Genomic DNA, 25,560 nt, shown 5'->3' on the forward strand with positions numbered 1-25,560 from the left:
TCCGCGGGTTCCCATCCGGCCTCTCCGGCTGCCGCCGGCGGACCCGCACCGGGGTGCGTCCGACACCGGGCGCGGGATGCGGGTCTGTTTCAGCCAAGCAGGAAGATCCTGGCCAGCACCGCAATGCCCGCGGCCCACAGCATGGAGGTCAGTGTTCCAATGATGAACCGCTCGGCCGCTACCGGAGTGGCCTTGAGTTCGGCGAAGCGGCCCAATCCTTTGATCGCAACAACGTAGGCGATGGCAACGGGTTCTCCCGCGAGGATCGCGAGAGCGACCGCTACCCGTTCGAGGATGCCGATGATGGCGCCGCCACGCAGGATTCGTGCGTTGGCCGCGGCATCTGCCGGCGGCGGCGTTGAATCCCGGGGCAGCCCTGCCGGTTGCCGTGCGGCCGTTTCATCATCGATCCTGACGTCGGCCGCAGGGTCCTCGATGGAGCCGGTCACAACGCCGGCGGCGGCATCCGCCCGGTCATCAATGGTCCGGGCGAGCCGGAAGACCAGGGCCGTGACGGGCCACCCGGCGACCCCGGCCGTGAGCAGGGCCACGGCGATCCAGAGCGCGTTCACGGGTTTCCTGCCGTCGTGCGGTCCGGGACCTGCCGTGGCGTGTCCCTTGCGGCGTTTTCAATCCCGGCGCTCAGGCCGTGCGCGAGGGAAAGCAGCATTTCCGCGGCCGGCCTCGCCGCACATTCTTCCTGCCAGCCCGAGCGAAGCAGCGCACGGCTCACGGACTGCTCAGTGATCCCGAGGATTCCCGCCGCGATTTTTTGTGTGCCGTGCGTGCCGGCGTGCCCGTCCTGCGCCGAACGCAGGGCATCCACCACCTTCCACTGTGCCGCCGTCCGGTCCTGGACCAGCCGGCCGATGAGCCGGAGGACTGCCTCGGCGTTCGCGCAGGCCTCGGCGCCGCCGTCGCGCGGGCTTTCGCAGGCCACCACGAGCGGGACGTGGGCGGCCGCAGCCTTGGCGCGGTCCACCGCAGCTCTGGCTGCCACGAAGGCCGCCCCGGAGCCCTCCCGTGGACTCACCGGCAGCGGCCGGTGCACCTCACCCACTCCGATCCCGACGTACCAGCGGCCGCTGCGCAGCGCATGCAGGGCGATCGCCACCACGTCCCCGGGGTGCTCAAGAACGCCCTGGACTTCGTCGCCGACCGAGCGCTCGAAGCGGGCAGCCGTCAGTGGACGCAGGGCCGACAGGAATCCCGGGACACGATCCACGTCCGTGGTACTCCCGCGCTGGTCGATGGTCATCACGTACATGGCCCCAGCCTAAACGGCGCTGCGCAGATTAATCAATCACTATGAGCTGATTCTGTAAAATCAGTCGAAAGGAGCTGCTTTACGACAATCAGCCGAACAGGTTTACGGGCTTGACGATGTCGGCGTAAATCAGCAGCGCACCCATTCCCATCAGCAGCACCGCCACGACATAGGTCACCGGCAGCATCTTTGCCAGGTCGAAGGCGCCGGGGTCCGGGCGGCCGAACAGTTTGGCCAGCTGGCGGCGGGCGCCTTCGTACAGCGCGCCCGCCACATGGCCGCCGTCGAGCGGCAGCAACGGCACCAGGTTGAAAACCGCAAGCGCAAAATTGAGTCCGGCAAGCAACCCGATCAGGGCCCCGAACCTGGACATCAGCGGGACCTCCTCCATCGCGGCGACCTCGCCGGCCACCCGGCCCACTCCGACCACGCTGATGGGCCCGTTGGGGTCCCGGGGCTCGTCACTGAACGCAGCCTCCGCCACGCCGGCCACCCGGGCCGGCAGGTTCAGGATCACACCGGAGATCAGCCGGATGTTTTCGCCCGACATCGGGAGTACTTCCGAGGCCGGTTGCTGCACGAGCTTGGTCTGGGCCCCGATGCCAAGGAATCCGACATCCTGGTACAGCAGCTTGCCGTCGGCGTCCTCTGCCTGCCGGCCGTCGTCGCCAACCACCGGACGGGCGGAGAGGACCGGGGTGACCGTGGTCGCGACGGACGCGCCGTCGCGCTGGACGGTCAGGCTGACCTGTTTGCCCGCCGACGCGCGGATCCAGCCGGTGAGTTCGTCCCAGCTGGTGACGGCTTTGCCGTCAAAGTTGGTGATGACGTCATTGGGCCGGAGACCGGCGGCTGCTGCGGGGGTGGGGATACAGTCGGCGGAGTCCGGATCGATGGTCTGCCCGGCCTCGACCTGGCACTTCGAGACGTTCGCGACGGTGGTGGTCTGTGCCGCCACTCCGAACCCCATCAGCAGGACTGCCGTGAGAACAACACCAATCAGCAGGTTCACCGCCGGTCCGCCGAGCATAATGATCATTTTCTTCCAGACCGGAAGGCGGTAGAAAACCCGGCGCTCGTCCTCGGGGCCAACTTCCTCATGGGCGAAGGAACGGGCGTCGGTGGCAAGCGACTGGAACATACCGGTGCTCGAGGTGCGGACCGTGCCGTCGTCCTTATTTGGCGGGTACATACCAATCATGGATACAAAGCCACCCAGCGGGATGGCCTTGACGCCGTATTCGGTTTCTCCCCGGCGCTTGGACCAGAGGGTCGGTCCGAACCCGATCATGTATTTGGTGACCCGGACCTTGAACAGCTTGGCCGGCAGCAGGTGCCCCACCTCGTGCAGGGCGATGGACACGGCAATACCGATCGCCACGAAGACGACACCGAGGATGAAGAGGAGGACGGGGCTCATGGACGTGATCTGCTGCTTCCTGGGACTTCTCGGCTACTGGGGACTGCGACTAAATGCTTCTTATGGCCAAACGTTCGTGGGTCCGCGCGCGTGCCCACCGTTCAGCTTCCAGCACGGACTCCAGCGTCAGCCCGGAGGACCCTGCATGCTCGCTGAGTACTGCTTCGATCGTATCGACGATGTCGGTGAAGCGTATCCGGCCCGCATGGAAGGCCGTAACGGCCTCCTCGTTGGCGGCGTTGAACACGGCCGGGTAGGTACTCCCCCGGTGGGCCGCGTCTTTTGCCAGTCCAACGGCGGGGAACGCCACGGTATCGAGCGGCTCAAACGTCCAGCTCGCAGCCTTGGTCCAGTCACAGGAACTGGCTGCCCCCGGCACGCGCGCGGGCCAGCCCAGGCCCAGGGCGATTGGCAGGCGCATGTCCGGCGGGGAGGCCTGCGCAATGGTGGACCCGTCGATGAACTGGACCATGGAGTGGACCACGGACTGGGGATGGACCACGACGTCGATCTTTTCCAGCGGGATGTCGAAGAGCAGATGGGCCTCGATCAGTTCCAGGCCCTTGTTGACGAGGCTGGCGGAGTTGGTGGTGACCATCAGGCCCATGTCCCAGGTGGGGTGCGCAAGGGCGTCCTGCGGCGTGACGTGGTGGAGTTCGTTTCGGGTTTTGCCGCGGAAGGGCCCGCCGGACGCTGTCAGGACCAGCCGGTCCACCTCGGCCGCTGTCCCCGAACGCAGGCACTGGGCGATCGCCGAGTGTTCCGAGTCCACGGGCACGATCTGGCCCTCCCGGGCTGCGGCCTTCACAAGGGCGCCGCCCACAATCAGCGATTCCTTGTTCGCGAGCGCCAAGGTCGCACCCGATTTGAGCGCGGCGAGGGTTGGCGCCAACCCGATGGAGCCGGTGATGCCGTTCAGGACCACGTCGGCGTCGATCTCCGCAATCCTGGTGGCGGCATCCGGGCCGGTGATGATGTCCGGCCGGTAGCCAATCAACCCGGCGGCGAGCGCGGCGTCGGAAATGAGGGACTGCAGCGTGGCCGCGTCGCCGGTCGCGATCCCGATGGCGTGGGCACGGGTATGCACGGCCTGGCGGGCGAGGAGCCCGGGGTTGCCGCCGCCGGCACTGAGCGCTACGACCTCGAAAAGGTCAGGGGCGCCGTCGACGACGTCAATCGCCTGTGTGCCGATGGAACCGGTGGACCCGAGGATAACGATCTTGCGCGGCTGCATTGCTTAAGTATCCCGCACCGGATCTTCCCGCGAGGACTCGCGCTCCCGCGGCCGCACCTCACCGACGGCTACCCGTATGCCAGTTCCCAGGCACCCTTGATCACCGTCGTGACCGCGCCCACGTAGGCAATGCCAATGACGATGCCGCGGACGACCACCGGGCGGATCCGGCCTGAGAGCAGGTCCCCCGCCGCGATGCCCACGACCATGGCCCCGAGGATACCCAGCAACTGCCAGCCGGCCAGGGCGGGAAGGTGGCCGCCGGAGAAGAAGTACTTGCTGAGCAGCGATGACAGCCCGGTGGTGATGAAGTAGGGCTGCAGGGTGGCGCCGAAGCCCTTCTGGTCCCAGCGGGTGGCGATGGCATAGGCGGTCATTGCCGGCCCGCCAACGCCGGCGGCGGCGTTCATGAGGCCGCTGGAAAACCCGAGCGTCACCATGGGCACCGGGCCGGTGGCGTGCCATGACCTGCGGTTCAGATGCTGTGATGCCGCCAGGGCGATGAACAGCAGCACGCCGATGCAGACTTCCAGGGCGGCCGCGGGAACGTGGCTGGCCAGCCAGGCGCCGGGCACCACCCCCAGGAGGGCCGAGGCCGCCAGTCCGGCGTAGCGCCTCCACTCGACATACCGCCACACCCTGGACAGGATCAGCAATGACGACGTCGCGCCGCAGAGATTGACGATCATCACGCCGTCAAACGGACCCAGCAGTACCACGAGGAACGGAGCGACCAGCAGGCCGAAGCCGAGGCCGGCAAGACGCTGGGCCAGTGCCCCAGCCACTACGGCGAAGAGCACCAAAGCAAACATCATTCGATCCTAGTACCGTGAGCTTCAGCCGCTCTGTCCCGCCGGCGGGCAGCCCCGGCAGCCAGCCCCGCAGCCAGTCGCGCAGCCAGTCCCGGCGGGTCGTCCCGGGTCGGCGGCAGGCGTAACGTGGGGATGGTGGAGTGGGCTGCGTGGTTGGACGCACCGGAGTATGAATTTGCCCGGCAGGTCCTGCAGCGCGGCATCGCGGCGCTCTACTTCGTGGCGTTCCTGTCCTCGCTCAACCAATTCCCGGCCCTGCTCGGCGAGCGCGGGCTCCTGCCGGTGCCGGACTTCCTGGCCGGCGTCAGCCGCCTGGGCCGGCCCACCCTGTTCCGCTGGCACTACTCGGACCGGCTCTTCCGCGGCGTCTGCTGGACGGGCCTGGCGGTTTCCGGCACGCTGATCGCGGGGCTGCCGCAGGCCGGGCCGCCGTGGCTGCCGTTGCTCGCTTTCCTGGCGCTGTGGTGGCTGTACATGTCAATCGTTAATGTCGGCCAGACGTTCTATGGTTTCGGCTGGGAGATGCTGCTGCTCGAAGCGGGCTTCATCGCAGCCTTCCTGGGCTCTGACCAGACTCCCCCGCCGCGGACAATCCTCATCATGCTGGCGTGGCTCGTGTTCCGGCTGGAGTTCGGCGCCGGCATGATCAAGATCCGCGGCGGCCGGGAGTGGCGGGACCTGACGGCCCTCTACTACCATCACGAGACCCAGCCGATGCCGGGCCCGCTGAGCCGGCAGGCGCACCTGCTGCCCCGTCGGGTCCATCGGATGGAGGTTCTCGGCAACCACTTCGCCCAGTTGGTAGTGCCGTTTTTCCTTTTTGCCCCGCAGCCTCTGGCCAGCGCCGCGGCGGGCATCATCATTTTCACCCAGCTCTGGCTGGTGGCGACCGGAAACTTTGCGTGGTTGAACTGGATGGCGGTGGTGCTTGCATTCGCGGCGATCAGCGACCCCGTGGCGCACGCTCTTGTGCCGGCCATTCCCGCGGATTGGGGGCCCGCCGGTGCTGCCTCGACGCCGCTGTGGTGGCTCGTGGTGATCCTGGCCGTGACGGTCTTGCTCGTTGCGCTCAGCTACCGGCCGGTCGAAAACCTTTTCTCCCGCCACCAGCTGATGAACGCCAGCTTCAACCGCTGGCAGCTGGGCAACACCTATGGGGCCTTTGGTACGGTCACGAAGCGGCGGATCGAAATCGTGGTGGAAGGAACCTTCGCCGAAGATCCCGACGACGACGCCGGCTGGCGGGAGTATGGCTTCCGTGGAAAGCCCGGCGATGTCCGCCGTCTTCCGCGTCAGTGGGCGCCGTACCATCTGCGCCTCGACTGGCTGATGTGGTTCCTGCCGCTGCGCACCGTGCACGAGGAATGGTTTTACGCCTTCCTCGCCAGGCTGCTGACGGCGGACCGGCCCACGCTGCGGCTGTTGCGCCTGGACCCGTTTGACGGCGGATGCCCCCGCTGGGTGCGGGCGCGCGCCTGCCTGTACCGCTTCGCCACCCGGGCGGAATTCCGCGAGACCGGGCAGCGCTGGATTCGGACCCCGCTGTACATGGCGATCCCGCCGGTGTCGCTACCGCCAGAGGACTGAACTCTTCGACGGCAGCCGAACAGCCCGCGGCAGCGCTGTGCGCGCACCACGGGCCATTCGGCTGATCCTCGGCAGGTGGTTCCTAAGCGGAGATTTCCTCCTTCGCCGGCTCAACCGCCTCCAGCGCGGCCTGCCGGCGGCGCAGCCACCACGATCCTGCGAAGATCAGGGCCATGGAGGCGTAGACCACGATCGTGAAGGGCGAGGAGACCAGTGCCACGGGATCGTTCTGGGAGAGCTGCAGCGAGCGACGCAGCTGCACTTCAAACATCGGGCCCAGAATCATCGCCACCACCATCGGCGCCACCGGGTAGCCGTAGCGGCGCATGAAGTAGCCCAGGATCCCGACTACCAGCAGGATGCCGACGTCGACGGTGGAGAAGTTCACCGAGAAGGCCCCCAGCGCGGCGAAGACCAGGATGCCGCCGTACAGGTACGGCCTTGGGATCTGCAGGATCTTCACCCAGAGACCCACCAGCGGCAGGTTCAGCACCAGCAGCATCAGATTCCCCACATACAGGGAGGCGATCAGGGTCCAGACCAGGGCGCTCTGGTTCTCGAACAGCAGCGGGCCGGGCTGGATCTGATAGCGCTGGAACGCGGTGAGCATCATCGCCGCCGTCGCCGTCGTCGGGATGCCGAGGGTCAGCAGCGGCACCAGCACGCCGGCGGCAGCGGCGTTGTTTGCCGCTTCCGGACCCGCCACGCCTTCGATGGCGCCCTTGCCAAATTGGGCCTTGTTCTCGCCCTTGGCCAGCCTGCGTTCGGCCGCGTAGGACAGGAACGTGGACACGTCCGCGCCGCCGGCCGGAACCGTGCCGATCGGGAAGCCGATAAAGGTCCCGCGCAGCCACGGCTTCCAGGACCGCTTCCAGTCCTCCCTGGACAGCCAGGCGTTCTTGCCCTTGCTCACCGGGATCAGTTCGACCGGGCCGTGCCGGAGCTTTGATGCGACGTACAGGGCCTCACCGAGGGCAAAGAGTCCCACGGCGACGAGTACCATGTCGATGCCGTCCACCAGATTGGGGTTGTCGAACGTGAAGCGCTGCTGTGCAGTGCTGTCATCAATGCCGACCATGCCGATGAAGAGTCCAAGGGCCAGCGAGGCCAGGCCGCGCAGGACCGAGGCGCCCAGCAGCGCGCCCACGGTCAGGAAGGCCACCACCATCAGCGCCACGTAGTCCACCGGGCCCAGGCCCACGGCAAGGTCGGCGACGATGGGAGCCAGGAAGGTCAGCAGCACGGTCGCGATCGTGCCGGCGATGAACGAGCCGATCGCCGCCGTCGCCAGAGCCGCCGCTCCCCTGCCGGCCTTGGCCATCTTGTTGCCTTCGAGCGCCGTGACGATCGAGGCCGATTCGCCCGGTGTGTTGAGCAGAATGGACGTGGTGGAGCCGCCGTACATCCCGCCGTAGTAGATGCCGGCGAAAACAATCAGCGCCGCGGCCGGGTCCAGCGAGTAGGTGATGGGCATCAGCAGGGCCACGGTCATGGCGGGGCCGATGCCCGGCAGGACGCCGACTGCGGTGCCGACGAAGACGCCGCCGAGGGCGTAGAGCAGGTAGACGGGCTGCAACGCCGTCGCGAATCCTTCAAGAAGCAACATGAAGCTATCCACGGAAGAACGGCACCCCCTCAAGCAGCGGTCCCGGCGGGAGCGAGACGCCCAGCAGCCCGCCGAAGACGTACTGCAGCACCAGGGCCAGGATCACGGAGATACCGATCGCTTTCCAGAGCGGCCTGGCCTCCAGGGACCACGCGGCACCGGTAAACAGCACGGCGGCGGCCACCGGCCAGCCGGCGGATTCAATCAGGAAGATGTGCAGGATCACGAATCCGACGAGCTTGGCGAGGGCCACCCAGTCGGTCTTGGCGGACGCGTCGAGGTCTTCGCCCTCTTCGGCCTGCCCCACCTTGCCGCGGAGGACCTGTGCGACGATCCCGGTGCCGAGGAGCACCAGCAAGCCGCAGACGATGTACGGGAAGGCCCGCGGGCCGATTCCGGTTTCTGACGGCGGGATCGGGATCGATCCCGCCGTCAGGAGTCCCGCCACGCCCACGCTGACGAACACGAGGGCAAACAGGATCTCTCCCGTGGGCCGCGGGACGGACGTTGTGACATGGCTGGACATAGTTACTTGACCAGGCCGATCTCGGACAGCGTGGTCTTGACGTTGGCGATGTCCGCGGTCAGGAAGGACTTGAAGTCGTCTCCGGCAAGGAAGGCGTCGTCCCAGTTATTGGTGGCAAGCGTGGTCTTCCAGTCTGAGGAGTCGTGCAGTTTGCTGACGAGGTCGGTCAGTTTGGCACGCTGGGCGTCGTCGATGGAGCCCGGCGCCACGACGCCGCGCCAGTTGGTCAGAACGACGTCGATCCCCTGGTCCGTGAGCGGTTTGATGCCCGGCAGCGCGGGTGCTTCGGTTTTGCCGGAGACGGCAAGCGCGCGGACCTTGCCGGCCTTGACCTGCTCGGCGTATTCGCCGACGCCGGAGATTCCGGCCTGGACTTTATTGCCAAGCAGCGCGGCAATGGATTCGCCGCCGCCGGAGTAGCCGATGTAGTTCAGCTTGTCCGCTTCGACGCCTTGGGATTTGAGGATCTGGCCGGCCAGGATGTGGTCGGCGCCGCCGGCCGAGCCGCCGGTGATGGCGACGCCCTTGCCGTTGGCCTTGATGTCCGCGACGAGGTCCTGGACGCTCTGGTACGGCGACGACTCCGGAACCACCAGGACGAGTGGTTCTTCGGTCAGGCGTGCAATCGGAGTGGTGTCCTCCAGACGGCTCTTGGCCCCGTTGGTCTCCACGGCTCCGACCATGACGTAGCCCATCACCATCAGTGTATTGGCGTCCTTTTCGGTGGCCAGCTTGGCGAGCCCGTTCGTGCCGCCGGCGCCGCCGATGTTGGTGACCTGGGCTGAGCCGACGAGGTTGTTGGTCTGCAGGCCCTGCTGCATGGCGCGGCCGGTCTGGTCCCAGCCGCCGCCCGGGTTCGCGGGGACGATGATGCTCAGCTTTTTGACCGCTTCGGCGTCGGCTGACTGAACGGCAGCGGCGCCGGTTGAGCCGCCAGCGCAGGCGGACAGAGCAAGGACGATACCGGCGGCCCCGGAGGCGAGGGCGGCGCGGCGGGTGAAGTTCGAAGTCATAGTTACTCCTCGTTGGGATGTGATGCACGTCATCGTTGATCACTCCCACGACATTAGGAGCGGGCCGCGGCGGCGAACAGTATTCGGACGTAGCGGTGGTAGTGGTCATATTGGTCACGGCCGCAACCCGGATTCCGGCTGTCCGCCCGTCCCCGGGGTGGGAAACTTGTGAGATGGTTCACAGGATTCCCCTCCGCTTCCAGCTGGTCGCGTTGCAGCTCGGCATTGTCCTGGCGGTCCTTACGGCGGTCGGGGCGGTCACGATCAGGATGCAGGAGCAGCAGCTGCGCGATGCCTACAAGGGACGCCTGATCGGCGTTGCCGAAAGCGTGGCCCGGCTGCCGTCGGTTGTCAGCGCCTTCGACACCGATTCCCCGGCCCTGACCATTCAACCCATCGCCGAAGTGATCCGGCAGGCCTCGTCCGTCACCTACGTCGTCGTGACGGACCGGAACGGTGTCCGGCATTCACATCCGAATCCGGCCGAAATCGGCCGGCGCGTTTCCACCGATCCCTCGGTTCCGCTCTCCGGGGATATATATGTCGGAACACAGACCGGGACGCTGGGAGAGTCCTGGCGGGTCAAGGTCCCGATTCACGACGCCGCGGGGCGCACGGTGATTGGCACGGCCTCCGTGGGCGTGCTGGAGAGCACCCTGGCCGAGGATCTGTATGAGGACCTGCCCCAGCTCTTTGGCTGGCTTCTCGGCGCGGCCCTTCTGGGCTCCCTCGGGGCGATGTACATCTCCAAGCTCGTCTGGCGACGGATCTACAAGCTGGAACCCGAAGACATCGCGGCACTCCTCGAAACCCGCGACGCCATGCTGCACGGCCTGGGCGAAGGTCTCGTGGCGGTCGACGCCGACGGGAAGGTTGCGCTCGTGAACGACGAGGCACGCCGCCTGCTTGGGATCGGCGGAGACGTCTCGGGTTCACCGGCGATGCAGTGCCTGGAGCCCGGCATCCACCGGCTGCTGGCCGCCGGTTCCGCCACGGAGGAACTCGTCCTGTCCGGGGAACGGATCCTGCTGGGCAAGGTCAATGCGGCCACGGTGGACGGCCGTGAGGTTGGCAAGGTCCTGATCCTGCGGGACCGCACCGAACTGCACACCATGTTGCGCGACCTCGACGGCGCCCTTGACGTGACCCAGACGCTGCGGGCGCAAGCGCATGAGTTCGCGAACAAACTGCATGTGATCTCCGGGCTGCTGGAACTGGGCGAACAAGCCAAAGCCATCGACTACCTGGGGCGGAGTCACAGCGACGCCGCCGTAGTGAACGGGTCCCCCGCCGCCGGCATCACGGATCCCGATGTGCAGGCGCTGCTGATCGCCAAGTCCACCGTCTGTGCCGAGCGGGGCATTGAGATCCTCGTGAGCCCGGAGTCGGTCTGCACGCCGGACGGGACCGGAGACATCATCACGGTCCTGGGCAACCTGATCGACAATGCGGTGGACGCCACGGGCTATGACAGCACCATCGCCATCCGACTGGCTGAGTTCGCGGACGGGGAACGGACAGTCACAGTCGAAGACGACGGGCCCCGGTGTGCCGGAGCGGGAGCGGACGGCCGTGTTCGACGTTGGGATGACCAGCAAGGAGACCGGGGGGATCAACTCCCGCGGCTTCGGGCTGGCGCTCGTGCAGCGGGTTGCCGGACGGCGGGGCGGCCGGGCGGATGTCACGACCTCGGCCCTGGGCGGCGCGTGCTTTACCGTGGTACTCGGTCCACACGAGGCGGAACTCCAGAAACAATGAATCCCATACGCACCCTCATCGTCGATGATGACATTGCCGTAGCCGGAATCCATCATGGCTTCCTGCTGGCCCGGGGCGGCTTCGAGGTCGTTGGCATGGCCCACACGGGCCAGCACGGTCTGGACCTGGCGGCCGACCTGCGGCCGGACCTGGTTCTCCTGGACATCCATCTTCCTGATATGACAGGCCTGGACGTGTTGTACCGGCTGAGGAACCGCCGGCACCCGGTGGACGTTCTGGTCATCACCGCGTCGCGGGAGCTGGACACGGTGCGCGGGGCGATGGCGGGAGGTGTGCTGCACTATCTGGTCAAGCCCTTTACCTCCCGGGCCTTGAACGACCGGCTCGACGAGTACCTGCTCCTGCGCCGGGATCTCGCCGCCGGACTGTCGGCGGGCCCGCTGGAGCAGGAGCACATCGACCGCCTCGTTGCCCCCTCCCGCCGGGCTCTCCTCGCCGGAGGAGCGGAGGAACCCCGTGCGGCGGCCGCGCGACTGCCCAAGGGCCTCTCCCGCCCCACCCTCGATGCCGTCATCGACGCGCTGCGGTCCGGCAGTGCGGATGTCTCCGCGGCGGGGATGGCGCTGCAGGTCGGTTTGTCCCGGGTCAGTGCCCGGCGTTATCTGGAGTATCTGGTCGTGCAGGGCTCCGTCCGGCTCACGCCACGGTACGGCACGGCAGGGCGGCCGGAGAACCGGTACGTGTGGAAGCACTGATCCGGGACCCGTAGCGTTCCTTTGCCACAGGGGGCCGGAATAGGAGCAGCGTTCCGGCCGATTGTGGCAAACCGCCGTGCGTGCCTTAGTGCCCGGCCCTTCGCAGGATGGACTCGGCGTGCTTGAGGATGGGCCCGTCGATCATCTTGCCCTGGAACTGGAAGACTCCGGTGCCTGCGGAGGCGGCGGCGTCGAGCAGCTCGGTTGCCGCGGCGATGTCGGTTTCGGAGGGTGCATAGGCTCCGCGGACTACGGCAACCTGGTCCGGGTGGATGCAGGCCTTGGCGCCGAACCCGGACGCGACAGCGTCGTGGGCCTCCCGCGCCAGGCCATCCAGGTCCGGAATGTTGACGTAAACGGAGTCGATGGCTTCCTTGCCGAAGGCGCGCGCGGCCAGCAGCACGGTGGAGCGTGCGTGCAGGGCGACGGCCCGGTAGTCACCCCTCCCTGTCCGGCTGGAGGTCCCGCCCAAGGAAGCGATCAGGTCCTCGGCACCCCACATCAGGCCCGCCACGTTTGGTTCGGCGGCGATTGCCGCGGCGTTCAGGATGCCGGCGGCGGTCTCACAAAGCGCGATCACACTGAAGTCCGCGAGCGCCGTCAGCTGGGCCGGGTCTTCTGCCTTGGCGAGCATGATGTGCCGGTACGGGGTGTGCTTGAGGCAGTGCAGGTCCTTCTCGAACTCCTCCGTTCCGGCCGGATTGACCCGGATGATGGTCCTGCTCGGATCGAGTTCGGGGACGTCGCCGTTGGCGCCGAGCTGGGCGAGGATGGCGCCCCGGGCCCGCTGTTTGTCCGCGGGGGCGACGGCGTCCTCGAGGTCGACGATCACGCCGTCGGACCGCTCGGCAGCTTTCTGGTAGCGCTCGGGACGGTCGGCTGGGCAAAACAGCAGGGCCGGGCCCATCAATAGACTCATGCGTTCATTGTCCTCTGTTGCGGTGTCTTCTGCGCCTCGGCGTGGGCCTCGCGCGTCCACATCAGGCAGCTGCGGGTGGCCAGGGCCACGACGTCCCCATGCTGGTTCCGGCCGGTGTGTTTCATGGTGACGATTCCCTGTCCCGGGCGGGTTGCCGAGAGCCGCTTGCCGGTGACAACGGTTTCCGTATAGAGCGTGTCGCCGTGATAGAGCGGATGCGGGAAGGACACATCTGTCAGGGCCCAGCTGGGCAATGATGGTGCCCTGCGTCAATTGCGGCACGGACTGGCCCACCACCGTGGCGAGCGTGAACATTGAGTTCATCAGCCGCTGGCCAAAAGGCTGGCCTGCGCTCCACGCCGCGTCCAGGTGCAGCGCCTGGGTGTTCATGGTCATGGTGGTGAACAGGACGTTGTCCGTCTCGGTGACGGTCCGGCCCGGCCGGTGCGCGTAGACGACGTCCTCGTCGAGTTCATCGAAGTAGAGACCGCGCTGCTCGATCACCCGGGCAGGACGGTCCGGGGCCAGGCGTTCGGAGCCGCGAGGTTTGGGGTCATCGCGTTCGGGGTGATCGCGTTCGGACGCAGGTGTTTCCTCAGTCATACCGTCAGTTCCTGGTCTTCCTCAAAGAGTTCAGCGCCGGTCGCCGCGGCGACGTCCTCCACCGAGACGTTCGGGGCGAGTTCGCGCAGCACCAGGCGGGACGCCCCGCCATCGGTCACCACGTCGATCACGGCAAGGTCGGTGATGATCCGGTCCACGCACGCCCTGCCCGTCAGGGGCAGTGTGCAACGGTCGACGATTTTGGGCCCGCCGTTCCGGTCGACATGCTCCATCATCACGATCACCTTCTTGGCCCCGAAGACCAGGTCCATGGCACCGCCCATGCCCTTGACCATTTTCCCCGGGACCATCCAGTTCGCCAGGTCCCCGTTGGCAGCCACTTCCATGGCGCCCAGCACGGCCACGTCGACGTGGCCGCCGCGGATCATCCCGAAGGACGTTGCGGAGTCGAAGAACGCGGCGCCCTGGTTCACCGTGACCGTTTCCTTCCCGGCGTTGATCAGGTCAGGATCGACCTCATCCTCGTCCGGGTACGGGCCGACGCCGAGCAGGCCGTTTTCGGAATGCAGCACCACTTCCACGCCGACCGGAATGAAATTGGGGATCAGGGTGGGCATTCCGATGCCCAGGTTGACGTACTGGCCATTGTGCAGTTCCTGCGCCACCCGGGCCGCCAGCTCGTTCCGCGTCCAGCCTTTTTTGTCCGTACCGTCCTGATGGGCGACGGCGGCCAGCCGGTACTCGTGCCGTACTGCCTCGGGCCGGGGCGGGGCATCGGTAAGCTTGTTCGATTCCATGGCTAGGCTCCTGCCGTCTCTGTGGCGTGGCGGCCGCCGGACGCGGGCACCGCAATCGTCCGTTTTTCGATGCGTTTCTCGACCGCGGGCGCCAGAACCACCCGCTGAACGAAGATGCCCGGAACGTGGACGTGCTCCGGGTCCAGCTCCCCCGGTTCCACAAGTTCCTCGACCTCGGCGATGGTGATCTTCCCGGCCATGGCGCACAGCGGGTTGAAGTTCATCGCAGTGGCGTGGAAGACAAGGTTGCCGTGGCGGTCGCCCTTCCAGGCGTGGACCAGCCCAAAGTCCGGGGTCAGGGATTCCTCCAGGACGTAATCGGCGCCGCCGAAGCTGCGCACCTCCTTGGCCGTCGAAGCGATGGCGACGTTGCCGACGGCATCGTACTTCTGCGGCAGGCCGCCTTCGGAGACCTGGGTGCCAACGCCGGCCGGCGTGAAAAATGCCGGAATGCCGGCACCGCCGGCGCGAAGCTTCTCGGCCAGGGTGCCCTGGGGCGTGAGGACGACTTCAAGTTCGCCGGCGAGGTATTGCCGGGCGAACTCCTTGTTCTCCCCCACGTAGGAGCTCACGGTGCGCCGGATCCGGCCGTCCCGCAGCAGGATCCCCAGACCCCAGTCATCGACACCGCAGTTGTTACTGACGGTCTCCAGCTCCGTGGCTCCCTGCCGGTGGAGGGCATCGATCAGGGCCACGGGAATGCCGCACAGCCCGAAGCCGCCCACGGCCAGCGAGGCGCCGTCGTGAATATCGGCCACGGCCTCGGCAGCGGTGGCGACAACCTTATTAATCATCGTTGATCCCTTCAGGTCTCGACAGGCTCGACCGGTGCTGGCTTGAGAATCGGGGCCCGGTTAGAGTCCCAGTTCCCGGGCAATCAACATCAGCTGCACCTCCGTGGTGCCCTCCCCGATTTCCAGGATCTTGGAGTCGCGGTAGTGGCGTGCCACGGTGAACTCGTTGATGAAGCCATAGCCGCCGAACACCTGGGTGGCATCCCGCGCGTTGTCCATGGCTGCCTCGCCTGCGACCATCTTAGCGATGGCGGCTTCAGTCTTGAACGGCTTCCCGGCGAGCATCCGGGACGCCGCATCGTAGTAGGCCAAACGGGCCGTGTGCGCGCGGGCCTGCATCCGGGCGATCTTGAACGCGATGGCCTGGTACTGGCCAATATTCCGCCCGAAGGCGCTGCGTTCCTTGGCGTATTTCACCGACTGATCCACGCAGCCCTGGGCTGCGCCGACGGCCAGGGCGGCGATCGCGATCCGACCTTCGTCCAGGATCGAGAGGAAATTTGCGTAGCCGCGGCCCTGTTCGCCCAGCAGGTTCGCTTCCGGAACCCGGACGTCCTTGAGCGTCAGGGGATGAGTGTCCGAGGCGTTCCAGCCCACCTTGTTGTACGCCTTCTCCGCCGTGAACCCGGGGGTGCCGGTGGGCACCAGGATGGTGGAGATTTCTTTTTTGATGCTGCCGTCCGGACGCTGTTCCTCACCGGTCACGGCGGTGACGGTGACCAGGCGGGTAATGTCTGTGCCGGAGTTGGTGATGAACTCCTTATTGCCGTTGATGGTCCAGTGGCCGTCCGCGAGCCGGGCAGTGGTCTTCGTTCCGCCGGCGTCGGATCCCGCCTCGGGCTCCGTCAGGCCGAAGCCTGCGAGCGCCGTGCCCGCGGCCAGCATCGGCAGCCATTCCTGCTTCTGCTCCTCGGTGCCAAAGCGGTGGATCGGCATGGCGCCCAGCGAAACGCCCGCCTCCAGGGTGATGGCGACCGACTGGTCCACCCGGCCGAGCTGTTCCAGTGCCAGGGCGAGGGCGAAGTAATCCCCGCCCATGCCACCGAATTCCTCCGGGAACGGCAGGCCGAAGAGACCCATTTCCGCCATCTGCGCGACGACCTCGTACGGGAAGCTGTGCTCTTCGTCGTGTTTGGCGGAGACCGGGGCCACGACTTCGTCGGCGAATTCGCGGACGGTGTCGCTGAGGTCCTGGTATTCCTCGCTGAGTTCAAAACTGGCCATGGGGTGACTCCTTTGTCTGGGCTGTGGCTTCCCCGGCTGTTGCTGTGTGGGGTGCGTCTGTTGCGGGATGGATGGTGGCGAGCACCTGGCCGGCGGCGACCAGGTCGCCGGGGCTAAGGCTGAGGGTGAGGTGGACGGTGCCGGCGAGCGGGGCGAGGAGTTGGTGCTCCATCTTCATGGCCTCCACTGAGAGCAGCACCTGTCCGGCCTGGACCTGGTCGCCGCTGCCGACGGCCACCGAGACTACGGTGCCTGGCATCGGCGAACGCACCGCCGGGTCCGCAGCGCCGTCAACGCGTTCGACGGCGGCCAGCACGCGGGCAAGCCTTTTCTCCCGGGTGAGCAACTCAAGGCGGCAGGACCATCCCTCATTGCCGAGGAAGAGCTCCGTGGGCGCCCCCGGCGTCGGGTTGTCCCCGCCCGGTGTGACGGATCCGGCGTAGACGGGTCCAGACGACGCACGCACGAGCGAATACACCCGGGCTTCGCCGTCGAGGGTCAGCTCTGCGTGGTCGCGGTCGAGGAACCGAAGTGAGGCCTTGCGCTGCGGCCCGCCGTTGATGGTCACTGTCGCCGCGCCCTGCCCTGCCACGCCGGACACCTCTATCGCGGCGACCCCGCCGTCGGGCACGCCCAGGCTGACCCGCCGCGGGGCGTCGGCGCCAAGCCGCCAGCCGTCGCGACGCTGCCAGGGACCGGCTGGCCGGGCGGTATTGTCGTGCGGCTCCGTCGCCAAGGCGAACAGCGCAGCGGCAACAATCTCAAAATCCCCCGGATGGCGGAAAGTGAAGTCCGGCATTTTGCGCCCGATCAGGGCCCGTGTCGAGCCGTCCGGCGCGGACGTCGGCGTCGTTGATCAGCAGGCGCAGGTATTCGACGTTGGTATCGATGCCCAACGCGGTGTAGCCGGCGAGCGCCCGGTCCAGGGTGTCCAGGGCCGCGCTGCGGTCCTCCCCCCACGCGATGACCTTGGCGATCATCGGGTCATAGCTCGAGGAGATCACCATGCCTTCCAGCAGTGAGGAGTCCACCCTGACCTTGCCATTTGCAGCATCGGGCAGTTCGTCCAGCACCACGACCCGCCCAATGGAGGGGAGGAAGTTCCGCTCCGGGATCTCGGCGTAGATCCGGGCTTCTACGGCATGTCCGGTGAGGACGACGTCGTCCTGAGCAACGGTGAGTGCTTCGCCGGCGGCGATCCGGACCTGCCATTCGACGAGGTCGACGCCGGTGACCATCTCCGTGACGGGGTGCTCGACCTGCAGGCGGGTATTCATCTCCATAAAGAAGAACTCGTCCGGGGCGTTGTCCGAGACCAGGAATTCAACGGTGCCCGCGCCGGAGTAGTTGACGCTGCGTGCGGCGTTGCAGGCGGCCTCGCCGATCCTCGCGCGGGTGGCGCCGCCGTCGTTGAGGGCTTCCAGCAGGGGTGAGGGCGCTTCCTCGATGACCTTCTGGTGCCGGCGCTGCAGGGAACATTCGCGTTCGCCGAGGTGGATGACGTTGCCGTGGTTGTCCGCCAGGATCTGTACCTCGATATGCCGGGGCGTCGTCACGAGCCGTTCCAGGAAGAGGGTGTCGTCACCAAAGGCACTGGCCGCAACCCGCCGGGCTGTGGCCAGGGTGGAGGCCAGCTCCGCCGGGTCCTCAACGCTGTGCATGCCCTTGCCGCCGCCGCCCGCGGAGGGTTTGATCAGCAGCGGGAAACCCACGCCGGGCGCGGCCTCGATCAGCTGCGCGTCGGACATACCGGGTTCGGCGATGCCCGGGACCACCGGGACGCCGTACCCGGCAACGTGGTTCTTGGAGCGGATCTTGTCCCCCATGACATTCAGGGAGTCCACTCCGGGGCCAATGAACGTGATACCTGCGGCGTCGAGGGCGCGGGCGAAGTCGGCGTTTTCGCTCAGGAAGCCATAACCCGGGTGTACGGCCTCGGCTCCCGTGTCGCGGCAGGCCTGGAGGATCGCCTCGATCTTGAGGTAGCTCTCGATTGCCGCTGCCGGGCCGATCCGGACGGCGGCGTCGGCCTCCCGCACGTGCCGGGCACCGGCGTCAGCGTCGGAATAGACGGCCACGGAGCGGATCCCCAGGGTGCGCAGGGTACGGATCACGCGGCAGGCGATCTCGCCGCGGTTGGCCACCAGGACAGTGTTGAACAGAGGAGGCTCGGGCGTTGCGTGCGGCGCGGAGCCGGTGCCCGTCAGAGGAATAGTCATGGCTGGCTCACATCCGGAACAGGCCGAAGGAGGTCTCCGGCAGCGGGGTACGGGAGACGACGTCGAGCGCCAGTCCCAGGACGGTGCGGGTGTCCGCGGGGTCGATCACGCCGTCGTCCCAGAGCCGGGCGGTGGAGTAGTACGGGCTGCCCTGATCCTCGTACTGCTCCCTGATCGGGGCCTTGAAGGCTTCCTCAGCCTCGGCGGGCCAGTCCTCGCCGCGGGCTTCGTACTGGTCCCGTTTCACGGTCGCGAGGACGCTGGCCGCCTGGTTGCCGCCCATCACCGAGATCCGGGCGGCTGGCCACATCCAGAGGAACCGCGGCGAGTAGGCCCGGCCACACATGGAGTAGTTGCCGGCGCCGAAGGAGCCGCCGATCACCACTGTCAGCTTGGGTACCCGGGCAGTGGCGACGGCGCTGACCATCTTGGCGCCGTTCTTGGCGATGCCGCCCTGCTCCGCGTCCTTGCCGACCATAAAGCCGGAGATGTTCTGCAGGAAGAGCAGCGGAATGCCGCGCTGGTCGCACAGTTCGATGAAGTGCGCGCCCTTCAGCGAGGACTCGCTGAAGAGCACGCCGTTGTTGGCCACGATGCCCACGGGGTGGCCGTGCAGCCTGGCGAAACCGGTCACCAGGGTGGTGCCGTAGTTCTTTTTGAACTCGTGGAAGCGGCTGCCGTCCACGAGCCGGGCGATGACCTCCCGCACATCGTACTGGGCGTTGACATCCGTGGGGACGGCACCATAGAGCTCCTCCGGGTCCGCTGCCGGCTCGACGGCGGTGTCCACCTCCCAGACCGGCGCGGCGGTCCGGGGCAGGGCCTCGACGATGTCGCGAACGATCTGAAGGGCGTGCTCGTCATTTTCGGCCAGGTGGTCGGTGACGCCGGAGATCGTCGAATGCACATCACCGCCGCCAAGCTCTTCGGCCGTCACAATCTCGCCGATCGCTGCCTTCACCAGCGGCGGGCCGCCGAGGAAGATCGTGCCCTGGTTGCGGACGATCACGGTTTCATCGCTCATCGCCGGAACGTAGGCGCCGCCGGCGGTGCAGGAGCCCATCACCGAGGCGATCTGCGGGATCTTCGCCGCGGACATCCTGGCCTGGTTGAAGAAGATTCGGCCGAAGTGTTCCTTGTCCGGGAAAACCTCATCCTGCTTGGGCAGGAAGGCGCCTCCCGAGTCCACGAGGTACACACACGGCAGCCGGTTCTCCAGCGCGATTTCCTGGGCCCGGAGATGTTTCTTGACGGTCATCGGATAGTACGTGCCGCCCTTGACGGTGGCGTCGTTGGAGATCACCAGGACCTGGCGGCCGTGGACCAGTCCGATCCCGGCAATCACGCCCGCCCCGGGCGAGTCGTCGTTGTACATCCCGTTGGCCGCCAGCGGCGCGATTTCCAGGAAGGGGCTGCCGTCGTCGAGCAGGCGGTCAATGCGTTCCCGCGGCAGCAGTTTCCCCCGGGCGGTGTGGCGGTCCCGGGAGGCCGTCGGTCCGCCGAGGGCAGCGGCCGCGAGCCGGTCCTTTAACTCCCGGGCCAGCCCTGCTTGTGCCTCCCGGTTCGCGGCGAAGGCGGGGCTTGCCGCATCGACCGTACTGGCAAGTGTCTCCATTGACTTCTTCCGTTCCTGGCCCCGTGCCGGGACCGGCGTGGGGCGTTCGTCCAGGCCATTTCGGTTAGTGCCGTATAACTGGAATTTAGGTTAGTCTGGATTAACTGTAATGTCCACCACAAAGTACAGGGAATGAGGATGCGCCGGTGACTGAATTCAGCCAGACAACCGGGCAGGGCCCTGCGACCCAACGCAGCCAGGCCAAGGAAAGCCGGCGGCAGGCCCTGCTTGCGGCGGCGGCTGCCCTGTTTGCCGCCGAGGGGTTCCACCGGGTTTCACTGGAGGATCTCGGCTCGTCGGCCGGGGTGAGCGGCCCGGCCGTGTACCGGCATTTCTCCGGCAAGCAGGCGGTACTGGGCGCCCTGCTGCTCAGCGTCAGCCAGAACCTGCTCGACGGCGGCCGCCGGGTCGTCGCCGATGCCGACGGCACTGCCGCACTGGACCGCCTCGTCGCATTCCATGTCGACTTCGCCCTGCGGAATCCGGATGTCATCCGGGTCCAGGACCAGGACTTCAGCAACCTCGCCGCGGCGGACCAGTCCGAGGTGCGGAGCCTGCAGCGGAGCTACGTCGAACTCTGGGTTCAGGTCCTGGCCGGGATCCACCCGGACACCGAACTGGCCGGGCTCCGGATGCGCGCCCACGCGACCTTCGGTCTGATCAACTCGACCCCGCACTCGGTCCGTGCCCAGGGTCACCGGATCGCCGCGAGGCGGGCCGGGCCGCTGCTGCAGGCCATGGCGATGGCGGCGCTCCTGGCAGCGGCAGATTCCGAAGCCTGAGCCGGACGCCCTTCCACTCCACCTGAATTCCACGGGCCACCACTGCGGAATTCCGCGCCAGCAGCGGGTAATTACAGGGGTCCCTCGCGCTGTAACGCGACGCTCTGCCCTGCATCCCACACGTAGATGTCGGCATATTCCAAGTAGTCAGTCGCGTCGGGGCAGGTAAATCGTCCGGAAGACTACGGTGGCTGACTCACCCCTACGGGCCTAGATTCCAAGGCAGGAACACAACAAATACGGGGGCACTCCGGCCACGTCTTTTTTCCTGGAACGTTAGGGCGGCTTGAATCGCTATGGAAACAGAAAACCAGTGCCCGTCCGGGACGGCTGGCACATCACGTGTCCACCCGGGGAAGCCTGCTGTTGAACCGGTATCCCGTGCGGCCCGGGCATCGGCGCGGCCGGAATCATCCATGGCCGCGGCGAACGAGCTCTCCGCGGATCTGTGGCAGGAGCGGCGCGTCCTGAACGGGCTCATCTGCGCGCTCGAAACCACGGCGTCCGGATCCCCGTGCCGGACTGCACCGGCAGCGGATGACATGGTGCTGACGCTACGGGCCGCCGGGCTGGCCCGGGACATCGCCGTCATCGATCTCGCCCGGGAATGGGATGTCAGTGACGACGCATCACTGCCGGAGCTGATCCTGGGCGCGCCGGAAGACGGACCCTGGCCTTATATCCTCAGCGCACATCTGGAGTCGATGAGGGAGCAGGTGCGCCGAATCGACGACCTTGGGGCAACGCTCCCGGCACCGGCGGGCAAGTCTCACGGCAACGCGCGCCACCGCGACTGCCAGGCACCCGCCGGCGCGGACGGGAACCGCCGCATGGAGACTTTGTCCGTGATCCCGCGCCCGTTGCGCCGCTTCCTCGGCTGAGCCGTCCAGCAGCACGCACCCGCCGGACGCCGGACGCCGTTAGACCATTGCCATGGCCATTCCCGGATCGGCCAGCAATGCGCCGAGATCCTGCAGGAAGCGGGAGCCCTGCTCCCCGTCGACCAGCCGATGGTCAAAGGACAGGCTCAACGTCATAACCTGGCGCAGGGCCACTTCATCCTGGAACTCCCACGGCATTTTACGGACGGCACCGACGGCGAGGATCGCGGCCTCGCCCGGGTTGAGGATAGGGGTCCCGGCGTCGATTCCGAACACACCGATGTTTGTGATGGAGATCGTGCCGCCGGAGAGGTCGGTGGTACTGGTTTTGCCGGCGCGTGCCGTGTCCGTAAGCCCGGTCAGGGCGGTGGAAAGCTCGACGAGGGACATCCGGTCGGCGTCCTTGATATTCGGCACCGTCAGCCCGCGGGGAGTCGCGGCCGCAATCCCCAGGTTCACGTAGTTGAACTGGACAATTTCCTGGCGGGCCTCGTCCCAGCGGGTATTGAGTGTCGGGTGGTTCCGCAGCGCAATCAGCACGGCTTTGGACACCAGGGTCAGCGGAGTGAGTTTCAGGCCCGTATAGGCCCCGGCTGGCTTTGAGTTTCGCCAGCAGCTCCATCGTCGGCGTGACGTCGATGGTCAGGAACTCCGTCGCGTGGGGTGCGGTGAAAGCGCTGGAAACCATGGCCGCGGCGGTGAGCTTGCGTACCCCCCTGATGGCGGTGCGGATCTCCCGTGGCTGCTGTCCGAACTGCCCGTCCTGCTTCTCGTCGGATCCGGGCACCTCAGCAGCAGACCCGGCGGCCGGGCCGTGGGACGCCGCAGGCAGATCCCCGCCGCCCACAAAGTTCCGCACATCGTCTCGGGTTATGAGCCCGCGCTCGCCCGTACCGGCCACCGCTGCCAGGTCGACGCCGAGGTCCTTCGCGAGTTTGCGGACCGGCGGCGTGGACCGCGGCCGCTCAGCCGGTGCTGTTGCGGGCAGATCTTCGGCTGCCGGCGCAGGCTCAACGGCGGCGGGTTCAACGGCGGGCGCGGGCACCGCTGAGGCCGGCGCGGGCACCGCTGCGGCGGACGCGGGCACCGCTGCGGCGGACGCGGCGACGTTGCGGGCGCGGCGGGCGGGCCGGCCGGTGTGTTCAAGGACCGCCCCATAGCCCACCAGGTTCGGCTCCCGCTTGGCCGAGCCGGCGCCGTCGTCCTCAATCTCGAAAGAGACGATCGGCTTGCCGACCTCCACCACGGTGCCGGGCTGCTCGTGCAGGGCGGTGACCACACCTGCGAAGGGGGAAGGGAGTTCCACCACGGCCTTGGCCGTCTCCACCTCGGCAATAATCTGGTTGAGCTCGACGGTGTCTCCCACCCCGATCTTCCAGCTGACGATTTCCGATTCGGTGAGGCCCTCACCGAGGTCCGGAAGCCTGAATTCCTTGATCATCGTGGCGCTCATCCTTCCAGCCCGCTCAGGGAATTGGGGCGGCCCATGGCACGGTCGACGCCGTCCAGAATCCTGTCCAGACCCGGCAGATGGTGCATTTCCAGCTTGGAGTAGGGGTACGGGATGTCGAATCCTGTGACCCGGACCGGGGCCGCCTCCAGGTAATGGAAGCAGCGTTCGGTGATGCCGGCTGCCACCTCGGCGCCAACGCCGCCGGTTTGACCGGCCTCATGTGTGATGACGAGCCGGCCGGTTTTCCGCACGGAAGCCTCCACGGTAGCGAAGTCCACCGGCGCCAGCGAGCGCAGGTCGATGACCTCGATGGAGATGCCGTCGTCTTCGGCGGCCAAGGCGGCGTCGCGGGCGGTCTTGACGAGCGGTCCATATGCCACGAGCGTCACGTCCTTACCCTCGGTGACGATGCGAGCCTGCTCCATCGACAGTGCGGCGGCCAGGTCCTGGGACTCGTCCACTTCGCCCTTGTCGTGGTAGCGGCGCTTGGGCTCGAAGTACAGTACAGGATCGTCCGAGGCGATGGCCTGCTGGATCATCGTGTAGGCATCCTGCGGGTTGGAGACGCTGATAACGCGCAGGCCGGAGGTGTGCGTGAAGTACGCTTCAGGGGATTCGGAGTGATGCTCGGGCGAGCCGATGCCGCCGCCGAACGGGACGCGAATAGTGATGGGCATCTTCACTGCGCCCTGGGTCCGGTAATGGAGCTTGGCAACCTGGCAGACGATCTGGTCGAATCCGGGGTAGATGAACCCGTCGAACTGGATCTCCACCACCGGGCGGTAGCCCCGGTAGGCCAGACCGACGGCGGTGCCCATGATGCCGGATTCCGCGAGCGGGGTATCCACGACCCGGTGCTTCCCGAAGTCCTTCTGCAGACCGTCGGTAACCCGGAAGACTCCGCCCAGGGTACCGATATCCTCGCCCAGGAGGATCACCTTGGAATCATGCTCGAGGGACTTGCGCAGGCCCGAATTAATGGCTCGGGCGAAAGTCATCTGCGTCATCAGCGTGCACCTTCTTCGGAAGCGGCGTCTTCGGGATCGCCGGAGGAGGCCACGTAGCTGGAATATTGGTCTCCCCCGTCGCCGGCCGTGGCCGCGGAGGGATCATCGAAGGACGCCAGGTAGCGGGAATAGTGGTCCTGCTGGCGGTCAAGGACGGAGTTGGGGGTGCTGTATACGTGCTTGAAGATGTCCATTGGCTCAGGCTCGGCCATGCTGATGCAGCCGGCGCGCATCTCTTTGGCAACAGCATCGGCTTTGGCTGACACGCCGGCCTCGAGTTCCTCGCTGAGCAGCCCCTTACGTTCGAGCAGGGACTTCAAGCGCGCAATCGGGTCTTTGCCGGCCCAGTCCTCGAGCTCGTTGGCGTCACGGTAGCGGGTAGGGTCGTCCGCTGTTGTGTGCGGACCCATCCGATAGGTGACTGCCTCGATGAAGGTCGGTCCGCCGCCGCGGCGGGCGCGGTCCACTGCCATCCGGGTAGCGGCCATAACGGCCAGGACGTCGTTTCCGTCGACCCGCACGCTGGGGATGCCGAAGCCGGCGGCACGGTCCGCGAGCTGGATGTGGGACTGCAGCTTCACTGGTTCGGAGATGGCCCAGTGGTTGTTCTGGCAGAAGAAGATCACCGGGGACTGGAAGCTCGCGGCAAAGACCATGGCTTCGCTGACGTCGCCTTCACTGGTGGCGCCGTCACCGAAGTAGGTCATGGCGATCGAGTCGGCGCCGTCGTTCTGGATGCCCATGGCGTAGCCCGTGGCGTGCAGGGTTTGAGCGCCGATGATGATCTGCGGGGTGGCCACGTTGATCGAATAGGGATCCCAGCCGGAGGAGGCGTTGCCGCGCCAGACACGCACAATGTCCGTCAGGTTGACCCCGCGGCAATACACAACGCCGTTGTCCCGGTAACTGGGGAAAATGAAGTCGTCCTCGCGCAGGGCCCGCACGGAGCCAATCTGGGAGGCTTCCTGGCCCAGCAGCGGCGGCCACAGGGCCAGCTCGCCCTGGCGCTGGAGTGCGGTCGCCTCCGTGTCGATCCGCCGGATGACCACCATGTCTTCATAGAGCGAGCCGAGCTGCTCATCGCTGACGTCCTTGAGCCAGGGATCGAACTCGGGGTGGCTGATGCGTTCGCCCGCCGGCGTGATGAGCTGGACCAGGTCCCCACCAATCCGCCGGTATGGTTCTGCAGTATTTCCCGGGCCCCCGGCGGCTGTGCCGCCCTTGCCCGCGTCGTCGGTAAACACGTTGTCCGCCACCTTCTGACGTTGCGTGACCGGCACTCACAGGACTCGTGATCCCGCTGCGCGCCAGCCCTCCGGGCGACGTTGCCCAGATACTTGTGACCCTACTCACACGAGTCATCCGG

The 25,560-nt window shown here is 66.8% G+C and carries 19 protein-coding genes and 5 pseudogenes; 6 read left to right on the top strand and 18 right to left on the bottom strand.

The genetic code is table 11. The features are described from left to right. Window positions 1-89: 89 nt before the first annotated feature. The 5 genes from KY499_RS05895 to KY499_RS05915 all read right to left on the bottom strand — a co-directional run bounded on the left by KY499_RS05895 (window position 90) and on the right by KY499_RS05915 (window position 4,736). Window positions 90-572 carry a hypothetical protein gene (locus tag KY499_RS05895; protein WP_219886459.1) on the bottom strand — a complete coding sequence of 161 codons (483 nt, stop codon included), beginning with the start codon at window positions 570-572 and terminating at the stop codon, window positions 90-92. Then, entirely contained in the window at window positions 569-1,267 is a 699-nt protein-coding gene (locus KY499_RS05900) for a MarR family transcriptional regulator (RefSeq protein WP_258190988.1), read from the bottom strand. The genes KY499_RS05895 and KY499_RS05900 overlap by 4 nt, the downstream gene beginning before the upstream one ends. A gap of 88 nt (window positions 1,268-1,355) precedes the next feature. Then, the gene (locus KY499_RS05905) at window positions 1,356-2,687 is read right to left on the bottom strand and encodes an RIP metalloprotease (RefSeq protein WP_123254514.1); all 1,332 of its coding nucleotides are present in this window, start codon (window positions 2,685-2,687) and stop codon (window positions 1,356-1,358) included. Between the two features lie 49 nt (window positions 2,688-2,736). Further along, complete coding sequence (gene dxr / locus KY499_RS05910; RefSeq protein WP_123254515.1) at window positions 2,737-3,921, bottom strand: 1-deoxy-D-xylulose-5-phosphate reductoisomerase; 1,185 nt, start codon at window positions 3,919-3,921, stop codon at window positions 2,737-2,739. A 68-nt stretch (window positions 3,922-3,989) separates the two neighbouring features. Then, window positions 3,990-4,736 carry a sulfite exporter TauE/SafE family protein gene (locus tag KY499_RS05915; RefSeq protein ID WP_258190989.1) on the bottom strand — a complete coding sequence of 249 codons (747 nt, stop codon included), beginning with the start codon at window positions 4,734-4,736 and terminating at the stop codon, window positions 3,990-3,992. Window positions 4,737-4,865: 129 nt separating this feature from the next. On the opposite strand from KY499_RS05915, the gene KY499_RS05920 reads away from it, so the two are divergent. After that, complete coding sequence (locus KY499_RS05920; RefSeq protein ID WP_375141122.1) at window positions 4,866-6,320, top strand: lipase maturation factor family protein; 1,455 nt, start codon at window positions 4,866-4,868, stop codon at window positions 6,318-6,320. Window positions 6,321-6,402: 82 nt separating this feature from the next. On the opposite strand, the gene KY499_RS05925 is transcribed toward KY499_RS05920, so the two are convergent. The 3 genes from KY499_RS05925 to KY499_RS05935 are packed head-to-tail and all read right to left on the bottom strand — an operon-like array spanning window position 6,403 to window position 9,465. Beyond that, complete coding sequence (locus tag KY499_RS05925; protein ID WP_219886463.1) at window positions 6,403-7,938, bottom strand: tripartite tricarboxylate transporter permease; 1,536 nt, start codon at window positions 7,936-7,938, stop codon at window positions 6,403-6,405. After that, a complete protein-coding gene (locus tag KY499_RS05930; protein WP_123254518.1) occupies window positions 7,931-8,452 on the bottom strand; it encodes a tripartite tricarboxylate transporter TctB family protein in 522 nt (173 codons plus the stop codon). The genes KY499_RS05925 and KY499_RS05930 overlap by 8 nt, the downstream gene beginning before the upstream one ends. 2 nt (window positions 8,453-8,454) lie before the next feature. Continuing rightward, the gene (locus KY499_RS05935) at window positions 8,455-9,465 is read right to left on the bottom strand and encodes a tripartite tricarboxylate transporter substrate binding protein (RefSeq protein ID WP_183164433.1); all 1,011 of its coding nucleotides are present in this window, start codon (window positions 9,463-9,465) and stop codon (window positions 8,455-8,457) included. Window positions 9,466-9,734: 269 nt separating this feature from the next. Here KY499_RS05935 and KY499_RS18725 point away from each other — a divergent pair. From KY499_RS18725 to KY499_RS18735, 3 genes and pseudogenes are all read left to right on the top strand, one after another. Beyond that, a pseudogene (locus KY499_RS18725) lies at window positions 9,735-10,664 on the top strand (PAS domain-containing protein); the annotation flags it as partial. A gap of 388 nt (window positions 10,665-11,052) precedes the next feature. Further along, window positions 11,053-11,223 carry a hypothetical protein gene (locus KY499_RS18730; protein ID WP_375141136.1) on the top strand — a complete coding sequence of 57 codons (171 nt, stop codon included), beginning with the start codon at window positions 11,053-11,055 and terminating at the stop codon, window positions 11,221-11,223. 74 nt (window positions 11,224-11,297) lie between these two features. Beyond that, window positions 11,298-11,939, top strand: a pseudogene (locus KY499_RS18735) (response regulator); the annotation flags it as partial. Window positions 11,940-12,024: 85 nt separating this feature from the next. On the opposite strand, the gene KY499_RS05950 reads toward KY499_RS18735, so the two are convergent. The 7 genes and pseudogenes from KY499_RS05950 to KY499_RS05980 form a co-directional block, all read right to left on the bottom strand. After that, the gene (locus KY499_RS05950; protein ID WP_219886467.1) at window positions 12,025-12,858 is read right to left on the bottom strand and encodes a CoA ester lyase; all 834 of its coding nucleotides are present in this window, start codon (window positions 12,856-12,858) and stop codon (window positions 12,025-12,027) included. Then, window positions 12,855-13,386 (bottom strand): annotated as a pseudogene (locus tag KY499_RS05955) (MaoC family dehydratase). The gene KY499_RS05950 and the pseudogene KY499_RS05955 overlap by 4 nt, the downstream one beginning before the upstream one ends. Window positions 13,387-13,457: 71 nt before the next feature. Next, a complete protein-coding gene (locus tag KY499_RS05960; RefSeq protein ID WP_123254522.1) occupies window positions 13,458-14,219 on the bottom strand; it encodes a CoA transferase subunit B in 762 nt (253 codons plus the stop codon). Window positions 14,220-14,221: 2 nt separating this feature from the next. After that, window positions 14,222-15,013 carry a CoA transferase subunit A gene (locus KY499_RS05965; RefSeq protein WP_123254523.1) on the bottom strand — a complete coding sequence of 264 codons (792 nt, stop codon included), beginning with the start codon at window positions 15,011-15,013 and terminating at the stop codon, window positions 14,222-14,224. 60 nt (window positions 15,014-15,073) lie between these two features. Then, window positions 15,074-16,237 (bottom strand): acyl-CoA dehydrogenase family protein, encoded by a 1,164-nt coding sequence (locus KY499_RS05970; protein ID WP_123254524.1) that lies wholly within the window; start codon window positions 16,235-16,237, stop codon window positions 15,074-15,076. Continuing rightward, window positions 16,224-18,456 (bottom strand): annotated as a pseudogene (locus KY499_RS05975) (acetyl/propionyl/methylcrotonyl-CoA carboxylase subunit alpha). Before KY499_RS05975 ends, KY499_RS05970 begins: the two are co-directional and overlap by 14 nt. Window positions 18,457-18,463: 7 nt before the next feature. Next, on the bottom strand, window positions 18,464-20,071 hold the full coding sequence (locus tag KY499_RS05980) for a carboxyl transferase domain-containing protein (RefSeq protein ID WP_219886469.1): 1,608 nt from the start codon (window positions 20,069-20,071) through the stop codon (window positions 18,464-18,466). A gap of 146 nt (window positions 20,072-20,217) precedes the next feature. Here KY499_RS05980 and KY499_RS05985 point away from each other — a divergent pair, with 146 nt between their 5' ends. Further along, a complete protein-coding gene (locus KY499_RS05985) occupies window positions 20,218-20,853 on the top strand; it encodes a TetR/AcrR family transcriptional regulator (protein ID WP_219886471.1) in 636 nt (211 codons plus the stop codon). Between the two features lie 416 nt (window positions 20,854-21,269). Further along, the gene (locus tag KY499_RS05990) at window positions 21,270-21,734 is read left to right on the top strand and encodes a hypothetical protein (RefSeq protein WP_219886473.1); all 465 of its coding nucleotides are present in this window, start codon (window positions 21,270-21,272) and stop codon (window positions 21,732-21,734) included. A 39-nt stretch (window positions 21,735-21,773) separates the two neighbouring features. Here the strand turns inward: KY499_RS05990 and KY499_RS05995 are convergent. The 3 genes and pseudogenes from KY499_RS05995 to pdhA all read right to left on the bottom strand — a co-directional run bounded on the left by KY499_RS05995 (window position 21,774) and on the right by pdhA (window position 25,438). After that, a pseudogene (locus tag KY499_RS05995) lies at window positions 21,774-23,187 on the bottom strand (dihydrolipoamide acetyltransferase family protein). After that, on the bottom strand, window positions 23,184-24,194 hold the full coding sequence (locus KY499_RS06000; protein ID WP_123254530.1) for an alpha-ketoacid dehydrogenase subunit beta: 1,011 nt from the start codon (window positions 24,192-24,194) through the stop codon (window positions 23,184-23,186). Before KY499_RS06000 ends, KY499_RS05995 begins: the two are co-directional and overlap by 4 nt. Then, complete coding sequence (gene pdhA / locus KY499_RS06005) at window positions 24,194-25,438, bottom strand: pyruvate dehydrogenase (acetyl-transferring) E1 component subunit alpha (RefSeq protein ID WP_219886931.1); 1,245 nt, start codon at window positions 25,436-25,438, stop codon at window positions 24,194-24,196. The genes KY499_RS06000 and pdhA overlap by 1 nt, the downstream gene beginning before the upstream one ends. Window positions 25,439-25,560: the final 122 nt, after the last annotated feature.

It is taken from the genome of Arthrobacter sp. PAMC25284, assembly GCF_019443425.1.
GTDB lineage: Bacteria > Actinomycetota > Actinomycetes > Actinomycetales > Micrococcaceae > Arthrobacter > Arthrobacter oryzae_A.